The sequence below is a fragment of the Zobellia roscoffensis genome, assembly GCF_015330165.1.
GTDB lineage: Bacteria > Bacteroidota > Bacteroidia > Flavobacteriales > Flavobacteriaceae > Zobellia > Zobellia roscoffensis.
This window is the reverse complement of the sequence record NZ_JADDXT010000002.1, coordinates 2,414,685-2,429,110: the sequence shown is the minus strand read 5'-3', so window position 1 is coordinate 2,429,110 and position 14,426 is coordinate 2,414,685. Positions and strand designations below refer to the sequence as shown.

Below are 14,426 nucleotides of genomic sequence, written 5' to 3'. Positions count from 1 at the left end.
ATGGGCCGTATAAACAGAAAACAATTCTTAACCAGAATGGGACTTCTAGGAATCTCATCCGTACTATTTAATCAAACTAGTCTTACCGCTCAAGCCTCTATTCCGCCACCTACAGAAGGTATTACCCTTTCAGAAGTAAAAAAAGGAGAGTCTATTTTCGCTTACATCAAACGTCTAAAAGGAAAACTAGACCTAACACTTTACCGTCAAATACTGGGTGCTGCCAATGATTTTAAGGAAGGCGACCTAAGTTTGGGCCTAGCGGCTGCAGGCTCCGTTTCAAGAGAAAGAGCCCGAACCTTGTTGAGTAATACCAGAATTAAAGATTTAAACGAAAAATCTATTTATATAGACGAAATAGCCAAACTGATCACCTCCTCTACCCAGACCGATAGAACAATAGAAAATTGGACCATTGGAAAACTAAAAACTTACGTTTTGGACCAGCCCGAAGGTGCCATCAAGAAAATCATGCCCTCACTCACTAGCGATATAATTGGTTGCTTGGTAAAACTGATGAGTAATGATGAATTAATACAGGTTGGCGAAAAAGTGTTTAACCCATTACCGAACAGCAAAATTGGGAGCAAAGGTTATTTGAGCGCAAGGGTTCAGCCAAATTCACCTACGGATAATGAACAAGATATTTTATGGCAGGTATTCGATGCATGGTCCTATGGTGTGGGAGATTTGGTACTGGGCACCAACCCGGTATCTAGCGAAATAGAATCCGTTGCAAAAATAGAGCAGACTTTATTTGATGTTTTAACGGTTTTTGGACTGGAAAAAACAATGCCCAATTGCGTACTCTCCCATATTGATGTTCAAGCAGAAGTAGAAAAAATTCAACCTGGTACTACTGGCATTTGGTTTCAAAGTCTAGCCGGTACCGTAAATGCCAATACCACTTTTGATGTCAGCATTGAGAAAATGCAAAAGCATGTTGCCAACAGAACAGCGCAGTATGGACTCTATGCCGAAACTGGGCAAGGAGCGGACTTTACCAATGGCCATGGAGAAGGTTTTGATATGGTTTTACACGAAGCACGCAAATATGGCTTCATCAGAGCTCTACAACTGAAAGCCAAGCATGGAAAGCCTAATGAGAAAGCACCGTGGTTCCATGTTAACGATGTGGCGGGTTTTATAGGGCCAGAGGTATTTAAGACCAAAGAACAGCTCGTTCGGTGTTGTCTGGAAGATACGGTTATGGGCAAACTACACGGACTAACTATTGGTTTAGATATCTGCTCCACCCTTCATATGGATGTTAGCCTTGAAGATTTAGATTGGTGCATTTCTGAAATAATGCCCGCCAATCCGGCTTATTTAATGGCCTTACCTACAAAGAACGACCCCATGCTAAGCTACCTTACCACTTCTTTTAGCGACCACGTGCGCATACGAGAACAGTTCGGATACAAAGTTAACGATGCTATGTGGGATTTTTTCAAGCATATTGAAATCATAGACCAGAGCGGTAAACCTACAGAACATTTTGGAGACCCGCTGTGGGTATATTACAAATTCTGCAAAGCCAAAAAGGACAATAGGAACATAGCCGATATTTACGAGGAAGGAAGAAATATAATCGCACAGATAAAGGAACGTGGCGTTCCATTGGCGGAAGGGTATGGAGAAAATATCTGGAATCTTGATCCGCAACTGGAAAGAGAAGTAAAATTGCTTTATGAAGATGCCAAGGTTAGCTTATGGACAGAAATTACTCCAGAATTTATCTTAACCGTACCTGAAGCAATTTCAATTACAACAAACTCCACAGATCGTAAAGACTATGTTTACCATCCTGAATCAGGAGAACACTTAGGGCAAACAGCGGTTAAAAGTTTAGAAAACTTACGCAATTCCTGGGCTGAAAATATTCCAGACATTCAATTTATAATTTCTGATGGATTAAACCCTAGAGCCTTAATGGATGATGGTCACCTATTGCCTTACATTACCCATTTAAAAACCACCTTAAATAACAAAGGCTATTCCGTAAGTTCAAAGAATATCGTCATCAAACATGGTAGGGTACGTGCGGGATATGCCTGTGGAGAAATACTTTTCGGACAACACAATACTTCAGAAAATAAGGGCATTGTGCATATCATTGGTGAACGTCCGGGATCAGGGCACCATAATTTTTCGGCCTACCTCACCAGTGCACCAATGAGCACCTGGACAAACACAGGAGCCGTAGACCATAACATATCAAAAGTAGTTTCGGGCATTTCCGATACTTCATTAGCACCCGAAATTGCGGCAAAGCAGACCGTTACGATTCTTGACCGCCTGTTTACCGTAATTTAATTAAGGTGTACTATTGCTCACTTGTAGCAACTTTCCGTTGTAAAGTTGGTTTCCGGTCAACGCAAAACTCTTAATGTATTCTGCCATTTGCAATGCCGTAGTCGGAGCTTCATAACCAGGGAAGGCTTCTTCTAGCATTTCGGTTTGAACCGCTCCCAAGGCCAACACATTAAAAGAAGGTCCAGTTTCCTTGAACTCTTCCGCCCAAAGTTCCGTAAGTGTTATTACAGCTCCTTTACTAGAACTGTAAGCCGATAAACCCGGAAACTTAACGCTCCCCTGTACTCCACCCATAGAACTAATGGTTACTACATGACCATTTTTCGGCATTTTAGGAATAACCCTTCTGGTCATTTCCGCAACACCGAACACATTCACCTTATAGACCGCTTCAAACTCTTCCGCTTCAGTTTCAAGGAATGGTTTGTTCAATAATCGTCCTGCATTATTGATCAACAGATCTACAGAGTCAAAATTTTCATCTATGAAATCCTCCATCTTTTTAAAATCCGAAGGGCTTCCCAAATCAAATGGAAAGCTAGAGATATTTTCATGACCCAATTGAGAAATAGGCTTATCATTACGAGATAAAGCTAAAACCTTATGACCTTCGTCCGCAAATAATTTAGCAAGTTCAAAACCAATACCCCTGCTAGACCCGGTTATAATTACGTTCGCCATTAGTTGTACTTAATTTCTTTAGTTGATGAATTAGCGATGCCCTCAAGCACAGGTATACTTTTATTGATTAAGTTGGCCATATGACCAAAGTCCATCTCAGAAACCTCATCACCAACTTTGTGGTAGTGGTCAAAATTTGTGAAATCAAAAGTGCACAACGTTTGTGAAGGAACATTGAAAGCTTCGTGAAACGGATAATTGTCCGATCGTTTAAAAAGATTGAATTCTTTGGCTTTCGGTAAAAATCCAGCAAACTTTTCTGACGCATATGAATTTATGACCTCTGCCATATTAGACGCTTCATAACCCGTTAAATACGCCAAATAATCTTTTGCTACTAGAGGCACTCCTACCATCTCATAATTTATCATGGTATAAAGATTCAAATTCTGATCTTTTAATTTCTGTGCCAAATGTTTTGAGCCTAATAATCCTTTTTCTTCAGCGCTGAACAGTACGAATAGAATGCTACGCTTGTTAGTATTTTCTTTTCCAAAGTAACGCGCCAGTTCCAATACTGTAGTAGTACCGGCTGCATTATCATTGGCTCCATTTGCTATTTTATCTCCATTCTCTTCGGCAATCAGACCTATATGATCATAATGAGCACCTACGATTATAAATTCATCTTTTAGTGAAGCATCATTACCTTCTACTACACCAACAACATTAAATGCCGGTTGATCATAATTAGAAAGCTCATCTCTGTAGGTATCAAAATAAGGCTTTACATTGTTCTTGGAGAAGATATCTTCAATATACGTGGCCGCTTTATCTATGCCTTCACTACCGGTATCTCTGCCTTGAAGGTCGTCCGAAGCTAAAAAATTCATCATAACACCCACTTGCTCCGCATTTGCAAATTGACTAGGAGATATACCCTCTAAATCACTGGCTTTTTTTGGCACTTCCATCAAGTTACGGTCAAATTGAACCGCCTCTTCACTCTGAAGGGTTACCGATTCATCAATTTTTGAAGAACCACACGATAGGGCCAACATTCCAGCCAAAAACAGAATACTCTTTTTCATATGTGATATTATTTAAGGTACAATTTAGAAATAAAAAAAGGCATCCCGAAATAACCGAGATGCCTTTATTATAATAGTTTGCCATTGGTTTATGCCAGCATCGTCACCGGGTTTTCCAAATAAGCACGTAATGTCAATAAAAATTGAGCTCCTGTAGCACCATCAACCGTTCTATGGTCACACGCCAAAGTCACCTTCATTGTGTTACCCACTACAATCTGACCGTCTTTAACCACTGGTTTTTGAACAATAGCTCCAACCGAAAGAATTGCAGAATTAGGCTGATTGATAATTGAAGTAAACTCCGTGATACCGAACATACCTAAATTAGAAACCGTAAACGTACTACCATCCATTTCTGCAGGTGTCAGTTTTTTATTTCTTGCACGACCGGCAAGATCCTTAACCGCAGAACCTATTTGAGTAAGACTTAATTGTTCCGTAAACTTAACCACGGGAACAACAAGACCTTCATCTACCGCAACGGCAACACCCACATGTACATGGTGGTTATAACGCGTTGTATCTCCGTTCCAAGTGGTATTCACCTGAGGGTGTTTTTTCAATGCCATGGCACATGCTTTCACGACCATATCATTGAAAGAAACTTTAGTATCGGGCAATTCGTTAATCTGCTTTCTAGAAGCCATTGCGTTACCCATATCTACCTCTATTGTAAGGTAATAATGAGGCGCAGTGAATTTGGATTCAGATAAACGTTTCGCAATGGTTTTACGCATTTGCGAATTTTTCACTTCCTCAGAACTCTCTTCCCCTACAGGTAAAATTACGGGAGCGCTTGCAGGAGCTGCGGCTTGGGAAGCTGCTTTTGGAGCTTGTGCTACAGCAGCAGGCTTATAGCTTTCAACATCTTTCTTAACGATTCTTCCGTTGTCCCCAGAACCAGAAACATTAGATAAATCAATACCTTTTTCTTTAGCAATTTTCTTAGCTAAAGGAGAAACGAAAATACGTTGTCCATCAGCTACCGGTTTTGAAGCTGCACTTTCTTTAGCCTCCTCTTTCTTAGGTGCTTCTTTTTTAGCTTCAGAAGACGAGCTTTCTTTTTTACCAGAAGATGGTTTAGCATTCAAAACAGCATCAACATCTGTACCTTCTGGTCCAATCACAGCTAAAACAGCATCAACAGGAGAAGATTCACCTTCTTTTATACCTATATATAATAAGACACCCGAATAGAAGGATTCGAATTCCATTGTAGCTTTATCCGTTTCTATTTCAGCTAAAATATCTCCTTCTTCTACCGTATCACCAACGTTTTTCAACCAAGCGGCAACCGTACCTTCTTCCATAGTATCACTAAGGCGAGGCATCTTTACAATTTCCACACCTTCAGGAACTTCTGCAGAAGCAGTAGTGTCATCAGAACTTTCCGAACTATTACTTTCAGGCTCACTAGCTTCATCAGCACTTTCTTCCTCCGCAGCATTTGCATTACCACCATTCAACAATGAAGAAATATCCTCTCCTTCCTCACCAAGAATAGCCAAAAGAGAATCTACGGGTGCACCGTCTCCTTCTGCAATACCTATATGCAATAAAGTACCTTCGTAGAAGGACTCAAATTCCATTGTGGCCTTGTCTGTTTCTATTTCTGCAAGTATATCGCCTTCCTCGACTTTATCACCAACGTTTTTCAACCATTTGGCTACGGTACCTTCTTCCATGGTATCGCTTAAGCGGGGCATGTTTATTACTTCTGCCATTTTACCTAATTATTTATGTTGTACAAATGGAAAATCTTCTTGCTCGTAGACCATATCGTACAATTGCTGTACTGGAGGATAATCTGATTCGTCTGCGAATTTCTCACATTCTAACACCAATGCTTTAACCTTTTTGTCTACTGCTTTAATATCCTCTTCAGATGCGTACTCATTCTCTTTAATAATATCAAGAACTTGAGTAATAGGATCTATCTTCTGATATTCCTTCACCTCTTCCTTGGTTCTATAATGTTGTGCATCTGACATAGAGTGACCTCTATACCTGTATGTTTTCATTTCTAGGAAAGTAGGTCCTCCTCCAGAACGTGCTCTTTCAACAGCCTTACTGACTTCCTGCGCTACAGTTACAGGATCCATACCATCAACAGGACCACAAGGCATCTCATAACCTAAGCCTAGTTTCCATATTTCTGTGGAATATGATGTTCTTTCTACTGACGTACCCATAGCGTATCCATTGTTTTCACAAATAAATACAACCGGAAGTTGCCAAAGCATAGCCAAGTTCAATGCTTCATGAAATGCACCTTGACGTACAGCTCCATCGCCCATATAACAAAGGGTAACGTTATCTCTACCTGCATACTTATCACCAAAAGCCATACCCGCACCTAATGGGATTTGACCTCCAACGATACCATGCCCTCCGTGAAAACGATGTTCTTTAGAAAATATATGCATTGATCCACCCATACCCATAGAGGTACCAGTAACCTTACCATATAATTCCGCCATTACTCTTTTGGGATCTACACCCATACCAATTGGCTGAACATGATTCCTATAAGCCGTAATCATACGGTCCTTGGTTAAGTCCATTGCATGCAATGAGCCAGCTAGAACAGCTTCTTGACCATTATACAAGTGTAAAAAACCTCTAACTTTTTGTTGAATGTAGACCTGTGCCAGCTTGTCCTCGAACTTGCGCCAGAACAACATATCTTCATACCATTTTAGATATACTTCCTTGGTAATTTTTTTCATCGATGCTAATAATTTGGATTCGTGGTTACAACATCCTGACTATTCCACTTTTATTTCACGGAACCAACCAGAAGGGCAAAAATACATATTAAATCAATAGTTGAAAAAAATTGAAGTAAAAGGTTTGTTAGAATTTATCCCATGGCCGTTAAGAACTGTTACAAAAAAGAGCTGTCGAAGCCTAATGGCAAAATATCTGCCATAGAATTGCATTTAAAAACTTTTCCCTTTTCCCCCATCATCATTAGCGCTATGGGCTTTTTCTGCTTCACCTCATATTCAGATATAGCCTGCCTACAATTACCACAAGGTGCAGCTGGATCCGTTAATTGATAATTAATGGAAGTAGCCGTAATAGCTATGGCCGTGACGCCAACCCCAGGATATTTGGCCCCAGCATAGAAAATTGCAACCCGTTCAGCACAAAGACCTGATGGATATGAAGCGTTTTCTTGGTTATTACCTGTAACGACTTCTCCGTTCTCTAAGAGCACTGCAGCCCCCACTTGAAAGTTGGAATATGGAGCGTAGGCATCTTTTCTTGCCCCTATGGCATCAGACATTAATTTACCATCTTCCTTGGAAAGCTCTTCAATTGAATCAAAAATGGTTAATTCAAAAGTTATATTCTGTTTTTGCATACTTCTTTTAGTGAGGTCCTAAAATAAGGAAACCTACCGTATGGCAGGTTTCCTTATTGAATATTTATTGATTACTTAATCATTATAAAATTCGTCTCCTAAATTAAACGTCAAAGAAAAACGAAGTGAGTTCTCCACTGGGTTAGTAATTTTGGATGTAGAAAATAAGTATGATAAATCTATTTGAGCAGAGTTAAATTTAAAACCGGCACCAAGCGTAAAGTACTTTCTAAAACCTTTTACGTCACTCTCATTAAAATATCCCGTACGGAACATAAAAGCATCTTGGTAGGTATATTCTGCACCTAAGGCCCAAGTCATTTCTTGAAGCTCTTCACTAAAACCGTCAGGAGCGTCGCCAAAAGATTTAAAAACACCACTTAAGAACCCTATACTCTGATATTCATCATTATCGGCTGAATCTAAATTTCCATCATCATTAAAATCTTGCGGTGTTGGCACTAACAATTTATTAAATTCCGTTGTAAGACCAATTACGTTATCTTGATCTAAAATAAAATCAAAACCAAATCCGAACTTTAAATTTGTTGGAATGAAGTTATCTTGCCCATTTTCATCATAAGCAATCTTACCACCAAGGTTAGAAATATTAAAACCACCTCTCCAACGACCATCAAATCTATTATAAGCGATTTCTCTTGAACGATAAAACCCAGCTATATCTACTGCGAACGTGCTTCCCGGTTTTGAATCTACGTTATTGTCATTTTGAAATTTGAGGTTAGACCTAATATATCTACCACCTACTGCCATTGAGAATGTAGGGCTCAATTTTAAAGAATACGAACCATCAAAAGAAAGTTCATTAGGTTTTACAATAGTACCCACATCATCAAAAGTCTGCCTAAGCTCAATATCACCCAATGTAAAGTAGCGAAGACTGACCGCAAAAGCACTTTGATCATCTATCTTGTTAAAATAACTGGCATTTAAGAGTCCAATACCCGAAATAGCATTGCTCAAATATGGAGTGTACCCCATACCAATACCCATTTTGCGCTCCGCGAAGGCAAATTTTGCAGGGTTCCATTGTTGTGAATACGCATCGGTAGAAGTGGCTACGCCTAAATCTCCCATACCCGCCGCTCTGGCATCTGCTGTAATGTTTAAAAAGGGAACTGCTGTGGTAATAACTCGATCACCTGCTTCTTGGGCCGATATTTTGCATGCAAATACAAGCAAAACAAGAATTGAAAATTTTTTCATTTTTAAATAGAGCTAAATTTAGTCGGTCTAATAATACTATATAGTGATACAATCTAAAAAAATATTAGATGTATTACATGTAAACGGGCATTTAAGGAATATCTTGCATAAAAAATGTAATATTTTTTAATTTTCACTTCAAATTAAAAACGCCACGCAAAGTACGCACATCTTTTGTAATTTCGTACTCCTATAAAAAAATCGGGTCTAGCTCGTGTTTTTAAGTAAAAGAAATACAAGTAGCCATACTATAAATCTATTTGTACCGTTATGACTTTTAAGGCGGCATAGGTTATTTAGAAATACGAAAGCCCCAGTTTGACAAAATAATTTTTGGCAAATAAAATATTATGTGCAAAACATCGTTTTATATGCCGAAAGTGACACTAAAAATTAATCAAAATAAAATAACCAACTGCGCTACCATTTTAGCAGTGGTGCTATTTGAACTCAAGTCCTAATTATGAAAAAACAGTTTATCAAAGTTGTACTTTCTTGTGCAGTACTAGCTGGAGGTTTTACAGTTACCAGCTGTAAGAAATCTGGCTCTTCCAAAGATGTGTCGCGAGCCACAGGTTGGAAAATAAACGCCAAAGAAGGTGGTTTTCAATACAATACGGATTTCAAAGAACAAGAAACGGCGCCAGGCCTTGTATTTGTTGAAGGTGGTACATTTACCAAAGGTAAAGTCCAAGATGACGTTATGCATGATTGGAACAACACACCCACATCACAACACGTGCAGTCGTTCTATATGGATGAAACCGAGGTAACCAATGTAATGTACTTGGAATATCTTGATTATTTAAAAAGTGTTTATCCTCCAGAAAATCCGCAATATGCGAATATCTACAAAGGAGCTCTACCTGACACTTTGGTTTGGAGAAACCGTTTAGGTTTTAACGAAACCATGACCAACAACTATTTGAGACATCCTGCTTACGCAGAATACCCAGTAGTTGGTGTTAACTGGGTTCAAGCAACACAATTTGCTGAATGGCGTACAGACCGTGTAAACGAAGTTATGCTAGAAAGAGAAGGATACTTGGCAAAAGATGCTAAATACCAAGCAGCACAAGGCGAAGTTGCTGGTACATTTAGTACAGAAGCCTATCTTAACAGACCTGAATCTGTGTACAACGGACAAATAGATTCTTTACAAGGAAAAGCTAAAAAAGATAGTGTAAATACATTTGCTAAAAGAAGTAGCGGTGTAATTATGCCAGAATATAGATTACCAACGGAAACTGAATGGGAATATGCTGCACAAGCTAACCAAGGTAACCGTGAGTACAACAATTACAGAGGTAGAAAAAAATACCCTTGGGAAGGCGATTACACTAGAAATGGACAACGCGTTGGTCGTGGTGATCAATTAGCCAACTTTAAGCAAGGAAAAGGAGATTACGGCGGAATTGCAGGATGGTCTGACGATGGTGCCGATATTACTGCTCAAGTAATGTCATACAAGCCTAATGACCTAGGTCTTTATGACATGGCAGGTAACGTTGCAGAATGGGTAGCTGATGTCTACAGACCAATAGTAGATGATGAAGTAAGTGATTTTAACTACTACCGTGGTAACATTTACATGAAAACTGCAATTGGTGAAGACGGCAAAGTCAACATCCTTAGAGATTCAGTAATGTATGACACCTTACCAAACGGAAAAATTGTTGCTGTAAACCTTCCAGGAGAAATTAAAATGGTTCCTGTAGATGAAGAAGAAACATACTTAAGAACAAACTTCTCCTCTAGTGACAACAGAGGATACCGTGATGGTGATGCTGGTTCTTCTAGATTCTTTGATCAATTTAGCGACGAAGACGAAGAACAGGATGATAATAAGAAAATGTACAACTCTCCTAAGCATAGTGTTGAGCGTGATTCTGCAGGTAAATTGGTGCGTAACTATGACCAATCTAACAACAGATCAACTTTAATTAATGACGAGGTAAGAGTATACAAAGGTGGTTCATGGAGAGACCGTGCATATTGGTTAGATCCAGCACAAAGAAGATATATGCCACAGTACATGGCTACTGACTATGTTGGCTTTAGATGTGCAATGTCTAGAGTTGGTTCTAAGTCCAAAACAAAGAACAAAACTCCAAGAGGAAAAAAAGTAAGATAAGCTTTTAAAACATAATTTTTCTAGAAAGTCTCGGTACATAATGCCGAGACTTTTTTTATACTTTTACTTTATGAAAACAGCTCAACTGCATAGTATTTTTTTAGAGTTCTCTGAAATCTGTACTGATACCAGAAAAATAAAGGAGAACAGTCTTTTCTTCGCTTTAAAAGGAGACAACTTTAACGGAAACAAATATGCTTCCGAGGCATTAAAGAATGGCGCTGCTTATGCTATTATTGACGAAAAGGAGTACGCGACATCTGATAAACATATTTTAGTTGATGATGTTTTAATGGCCCTTCAAAAACTAGCATCTTTCCATCGGAATTACTCGAACGCAAAAGTTATTGGATTAACCGGGAGTAATGGAAAAACAACCACTAAGGAGCTAATTAATACCGTACTATCCAAAAAATACCGCACCATTGCCACCAAAGGAAACCTCAATAACCATATTGGTGTTCCGTTGACCTTGCTTTCGATAAAAAAGGATACTGAAATTGCTATTGTTGAAATGGGAGCCAACCACCAAAAGGAGATTGAATTCTTGTGCAGCCTAGCGCAACCTGATTTTGGATATATTACCAATTTTGGAAAAGCCCATATTGAAGGTTTTGGTAGCGAAGAAGGTGTTATAAAAGGAAAAAGTGAGCTTTATGACTTTTTAATACATAACAACAAACATGTTTTCATGAACGCTGATGATTCTATTCAATTTCAAAAACTAGGAAGCTACATCAAAAAATATGGTTTCAGCACAAATCAAAAAGAGTTTTATAAAATAGAATTTTTAGGTGCCAATCCGTTTGTAAAAGCATCTGTCGAAGGTTACGTTATAGAATCGCAACTCATAGGCAGTTACAATTTTACAAACTGTGCAGCTGCCATTCTTATGGGAAAGTATTTTAATGTCCCTCTGGATAAAATAAAAACAGCCATAGAAAGCTACTCCCCTAAGAACAACCGTTCACAAATCATTAACCATAACGGACATCAAATTATTCTTGACGCCTACAATGCTAATCCTACAAGCATGACCGCTGCTCTTAACAACTTCTCCCAAATGAAAGGAAAACATAAAATTGCATTTTTGGGAGACATGTTTGAACTGGGAAGCATTGCCTCTACCGAACATCTCAACATAGCTAATTTAGCCAGTGAACTAAACTTTGATGAAACAGTATTAGTGGGTGAAAATTTTAATCGAACTGAGACAAACCTTAAAAAATACAGTTCATTTAATAATCTCAAAGAAAGCTTAAAGGACAACCCGTTACCCCCAAAAAGTTTAATTCTAATTAAGGGATCAAGAGGTATGGCCTTAGAACGAATTTTAGATTACATTTAATAACGAAAAAAAGGTGGCACTCCCTAAAGTACCACCTCAACTATCTAATATTACTCTAACTTAACACGGTTTTCTACAATCTCCTTTATAGGCACTATTAACTTACCTTCCTTTGTATTAAGAGTTACTGTAATACTATCTATAGCTACTATAGTACCTTCTATATCCGCAAATTTAATCTTATCTCCGGCAGCATAACTTTTCCTTGCATAAAAGGTTTTCAAAAGGCTTTCCACTACATTTCTAGAACCTAGCCCTAATCCTAGAGCAAAGGCCAATAAGAAGGCGCCTAATATAAGTGTAAAGTTACTCGTAAACATAGAAGTATCTATGCCCGCTTGGTTCAATGACGTAATAGTTACAAAAATTACGATAATATAGAAAACAATACTACTAACCAGCTTTCCACCGCCAAAACCCATAGAGTCAAAAACACCCTTTAATGCAGATTTAATAAGTTTAGCAGCGTACAGTCCGATCATAAAAATGACCATTGCACTTAGCAAAATCGGCAAATAACGTAATAGATTGGCAATCTCCTGTGAGATGATAGTCAGCTCTACAATATCTGCTGCCACAATAATAAAAACAAGCAAAAGAATATACTTCACAAATTGAAGTAAGACCTTTTCTATATCAATTTTTACATTGCTATCTCCAAACAGCTTTGCTTCATTTATTTTATCCGAAACCTTACTTAACTGCGCAATCTTGAAGACCTTTTTCAAAATAAAACGCACTATTTTACTTATAGCCCACCCTATTAACAAAATTACTATAGCCCCTAAGATATTAGGCAAAGCTGAAGCTATATCTGTTACAATAGAACTTAAGGTATTAAAGGTTAAATTTTTCCACTCTGAAACTTTATCCATTTTCTTGGGTGTTATGTATTAAATAATGTCGGGATTGGTTTTGAACATATCTTCTATTGCAGACTTATAATTGCATGTGAACAAGTTTGCCATGTCCATAACAAGTTTAGCCGAAGCTATATCATCCATAACCTTCTTTTTTAAATGGGGAGGAACCTCATGTAGCGAGTCTTCCATTTCCTTAAATGGGTTTTTCTTTTCCATAGACGTTATGGTATTTTGTTATAAGCTTCCACTATTCTTGACTTTGCTCGTTTCAGCCTCATTTTCACTGCACTTTCCCCAATATCTAATATTGAAGTAAGTTCTTTTATCGATATGTCGTCTTGATATTTTAAAAGCAATATTTTTTTATCCTCAGGATCAACTAAATTTAAAGCTTTTTTTAATTTTTCTGAACGCATATTAGCTATCTCCGCATCATCATCCATTACCGGGATAGGCTTTGTTGATTGAGAAATAGAATCAGATTTATCGCTCATTAACCTTTGCTTATTCCTATTTACATAGTTCACACAAAAGTTATAAGTAAAAGCATACACCCAAGTAGAGAATTTTGATTTCCCTTTAAAACTTGAAAGCTTAACAAAAAGCATTAAAAAAACATCCTGCGTCAGGTCTTGTGCTTCAGCTTGTGAATTGGAAAAACTATAACACTTATTATACACCCTTTGTGCATACCTATCGTAAAGCACTGCAAAAAGCAAAGCATCATTCTGCCTCGCTATTTTGCGAACAAGCTCTTCATCCGACATTGATTCCGGTAGTACTTCTGTTTCCAATATTCGATTAGGATTGCTAGTTACTTAATTCTGAGCCATAAATTAACAAATGTCTCTTTGTTCAACTTAACAGACTTATCAACGACGTGCAAAGGTAAAAATATAGCATCAGGAATCACCTACAAAGACAAAAGTAATTAATAGACCCCTTGTTACTCCAAAAACAGAGCCTTATGCCACATATTTCAAAGAACATCATATTAACCTTTTCCATAACCCAAAAAGCTTCAAAAACAAGAGCAATTCATTACCCGAATACACTTTAAATACCAATATTCTCATGCCTTTTCCGGTAAGTACTCTCTACCTCATTTACTCTTTTCTTTTTTTCAATTTTATCTTTGGTTTCTAGCGGTTTTTTCCTCTTAAACCTGTTAGGTGAAAATAAAAAATCTGGTAACATTACTAGAATACCTAATAAAAAAATAGCAATGCTTATGCTAAAACAAAAAAATACAACATCATTCATCATATAGCAATTTAGTTAGTGTATATAATTAGACACAGTGTTTAACAAAAAGTCACTTCTACCTAAACATAAACACAATTACTATCCTCAAAACCAGATGAAGACACAACAAAAGATCATTTCAAAAACATCAATATTATTCCGATTCTTCACTCACGTTTTTTCTCCATTTTATTCCTCTCCGTAACCT

At 37.9% G+C, this 14,426-nt stretch carries 12 protein-coding genes; 3 read left to right on the top strand and 9 right to left on the bottom strand.

Annotated elements, in window-relative coordinates; translation table 11 throughout:
• A complete protein-coding gene (gene eutB / locus IWC72_RS10150; protein WP_194529699.1) occupies window positions 1–2,316 on the top strand; it encodes an ethanolamine ammonia-lyase subunit EutB in 2,316 nt (771 codons plus the stop codon).
• Here eutB and IWC72_RS10145 read toward each other — a convergent pair whose 3' ends face one another.
• The 6 genes from IWC72_RS10145 to porV all read right to left on the bottom strand — a co-directional run bounded on the left by IWC72_RS10145 (window position 2,317) and on the right by porV (window position 8,628).
• Complete coding sequence (locus tag IWC72_RS10145; protein WP_194529698.1) at window positions 2,317–2,997, bottom strand: SDR family NAD(P)-dependent oxidoreductase; 681 nt, start codon at window positions 2,995–2,997, stop codon at window positions 2,317–2,319. It lies immediately after the preceding gene.
• Window positions 2,997–4,028: a M28 family metallopeptidase gene (locus IWC72_RS10140; protein WP_194529697.1), complete on the bottom strand. Its 1,032-nt coding sequence runs from the start codon at window positions 4,026–4,028 to the stop codon at window positions 2,997–2,999. The genes IWC72_RS10145 and IWC72_RS10140 overlap by 1 nt, the downstream gene beginning before the upstream one ends.
• Before the next feature lie 89 nt (window positions 4,029–4,117).
• A complete protein-coding gene (locus tag IWC72_RS10135; RefSeq protein WP_194529696.1) occupies window positions 4,118–5,755 on the bottom strand; it encodes a pyruvate dehydrogenase complex dihydrolipoamide acetyltransferase in 1,638 nt (545 codons plus the stop codon).
• A gap of 9 nt (window positions 5,756–5,764) precedes the next feature.
• Complete coding sequence (gene pdhA, locus IWC72_RS10130; RefSeq protein WP_194526086.1) at window positions 5,765–6,760, bottom strand: pyruvate dehydrogenase (acetyl-transferring) E1 component subunit alpha; 996 nt, start codon at window positions 6,758–6,760, stop codon at window positions 5,765–5,767.
• A gap of 158 nt (window positions 6,761–6,918) precedes the next feature.
• Window positions 6,919–7,401 carry a cytidine deaminase gene (gene cdd, locus IWC72_RS10125; RefSeq protein ID WP_194526085.1) on the bottom strand — a complete coding sequence of 161 codons (483 nt, stop codon included), beginning with the start codon at window positions 7,399–7,401 and terminating at the stop codon, window positions 6,919–6,921.
• A 75-nt stretch (window positions 7,402–7,476) separates the two neighbouring features.
• Complete coding sequence (porV, locus tag IWC72_RS10120; protein WP_194526084.1) at window positions 7,477–8,628, bottom strand: type IX secretion system outer membrane channel protein PorV; 1,152 nt, start codon at window positions 8,626–8,628, stop codon at window positions 7,477–7,479.
• Between the two features lie 463 nt (window positions 8,629–9,091).
• On the opposite strand from porV, the gene gldJ reads away from it, so the two are divergent.
• Window positions 9,092–10,762, top strand: a complete 1,671-nt coding sequence (gene gldJ, locus IWC72_RS10115) for a gliding motility lipoprotein GldJ (protein ID WP_194526083.1) — start codon at window positions 9,092–9,094, stop codon at window positions 10,760–10,762.
• A 70-nt stretch (window positions 10,763–10,832) separates the two neighbouring features.
• On the top strand, window positions 10,833–12,110 hold the full coding sequence (locus tag IWC72_RS10110) for a UDP-N-acetylmuramoyl-tripeptide--D-alanyl-D-alanine ligase (RefSeq protein WP_194529695.1): 1,278 nt from the start codon (window positions 10,833–10,835) through the stop codon (window positions 12,108–12,110).
• A 50-nt stretch (window positions 12,111–12,160) separates the two neighbouring features.
• Here the strand turns inward: IWC72_RS10110 and IWC72_RS10105 are convergent, their stop codons facing one another.
• Genes IWC72_RS10105 through IWC72_RS10095 form a run of 3 tightly spaced genes read right to left on the bottom strand, consistent with a single transcriptional unit; the run spans window position 12,161 to window position 13,767 of the window.
• Window positions 12,161–12,985 (bottom strand): mechanosensitive ion channel family protein, encoded by an 825-nt coding sequence (locus IWC72_RS10105; protein WP_194526081.1) that lies wholly within the window; start codon window positions 12,983–12,985, stop codon window positions 12,161–12,163.
• Window positions 12,986–13,003: 18 nt separating this feature from the next.
• Complete coding sequence (locus IWC72_RS10100) at window positions 13,004–13,189, bottom strand: hypothetical protein (RefSeq protein WP_194529694.1); 186 nt, start codon at window positions 13,187–13,189, stop codon at window positions 13,004–13,006.
• Window positions 13,190–13,194: 5 nt separating this feature from the next.
• On the bottom strand, window positions 13,195–13,767 hold the full coding sequence (locus IWC72_RS10095) for an RNA polymerase sigma factor (RefSeq protein WP_226968002.1): 573 nt from the start codon (window positions 13,765–13,767) through the stop codon (window positions 13,195–13,197).
• Window positions 13,768–14,426: the final 659 nt, after the last annotated feature.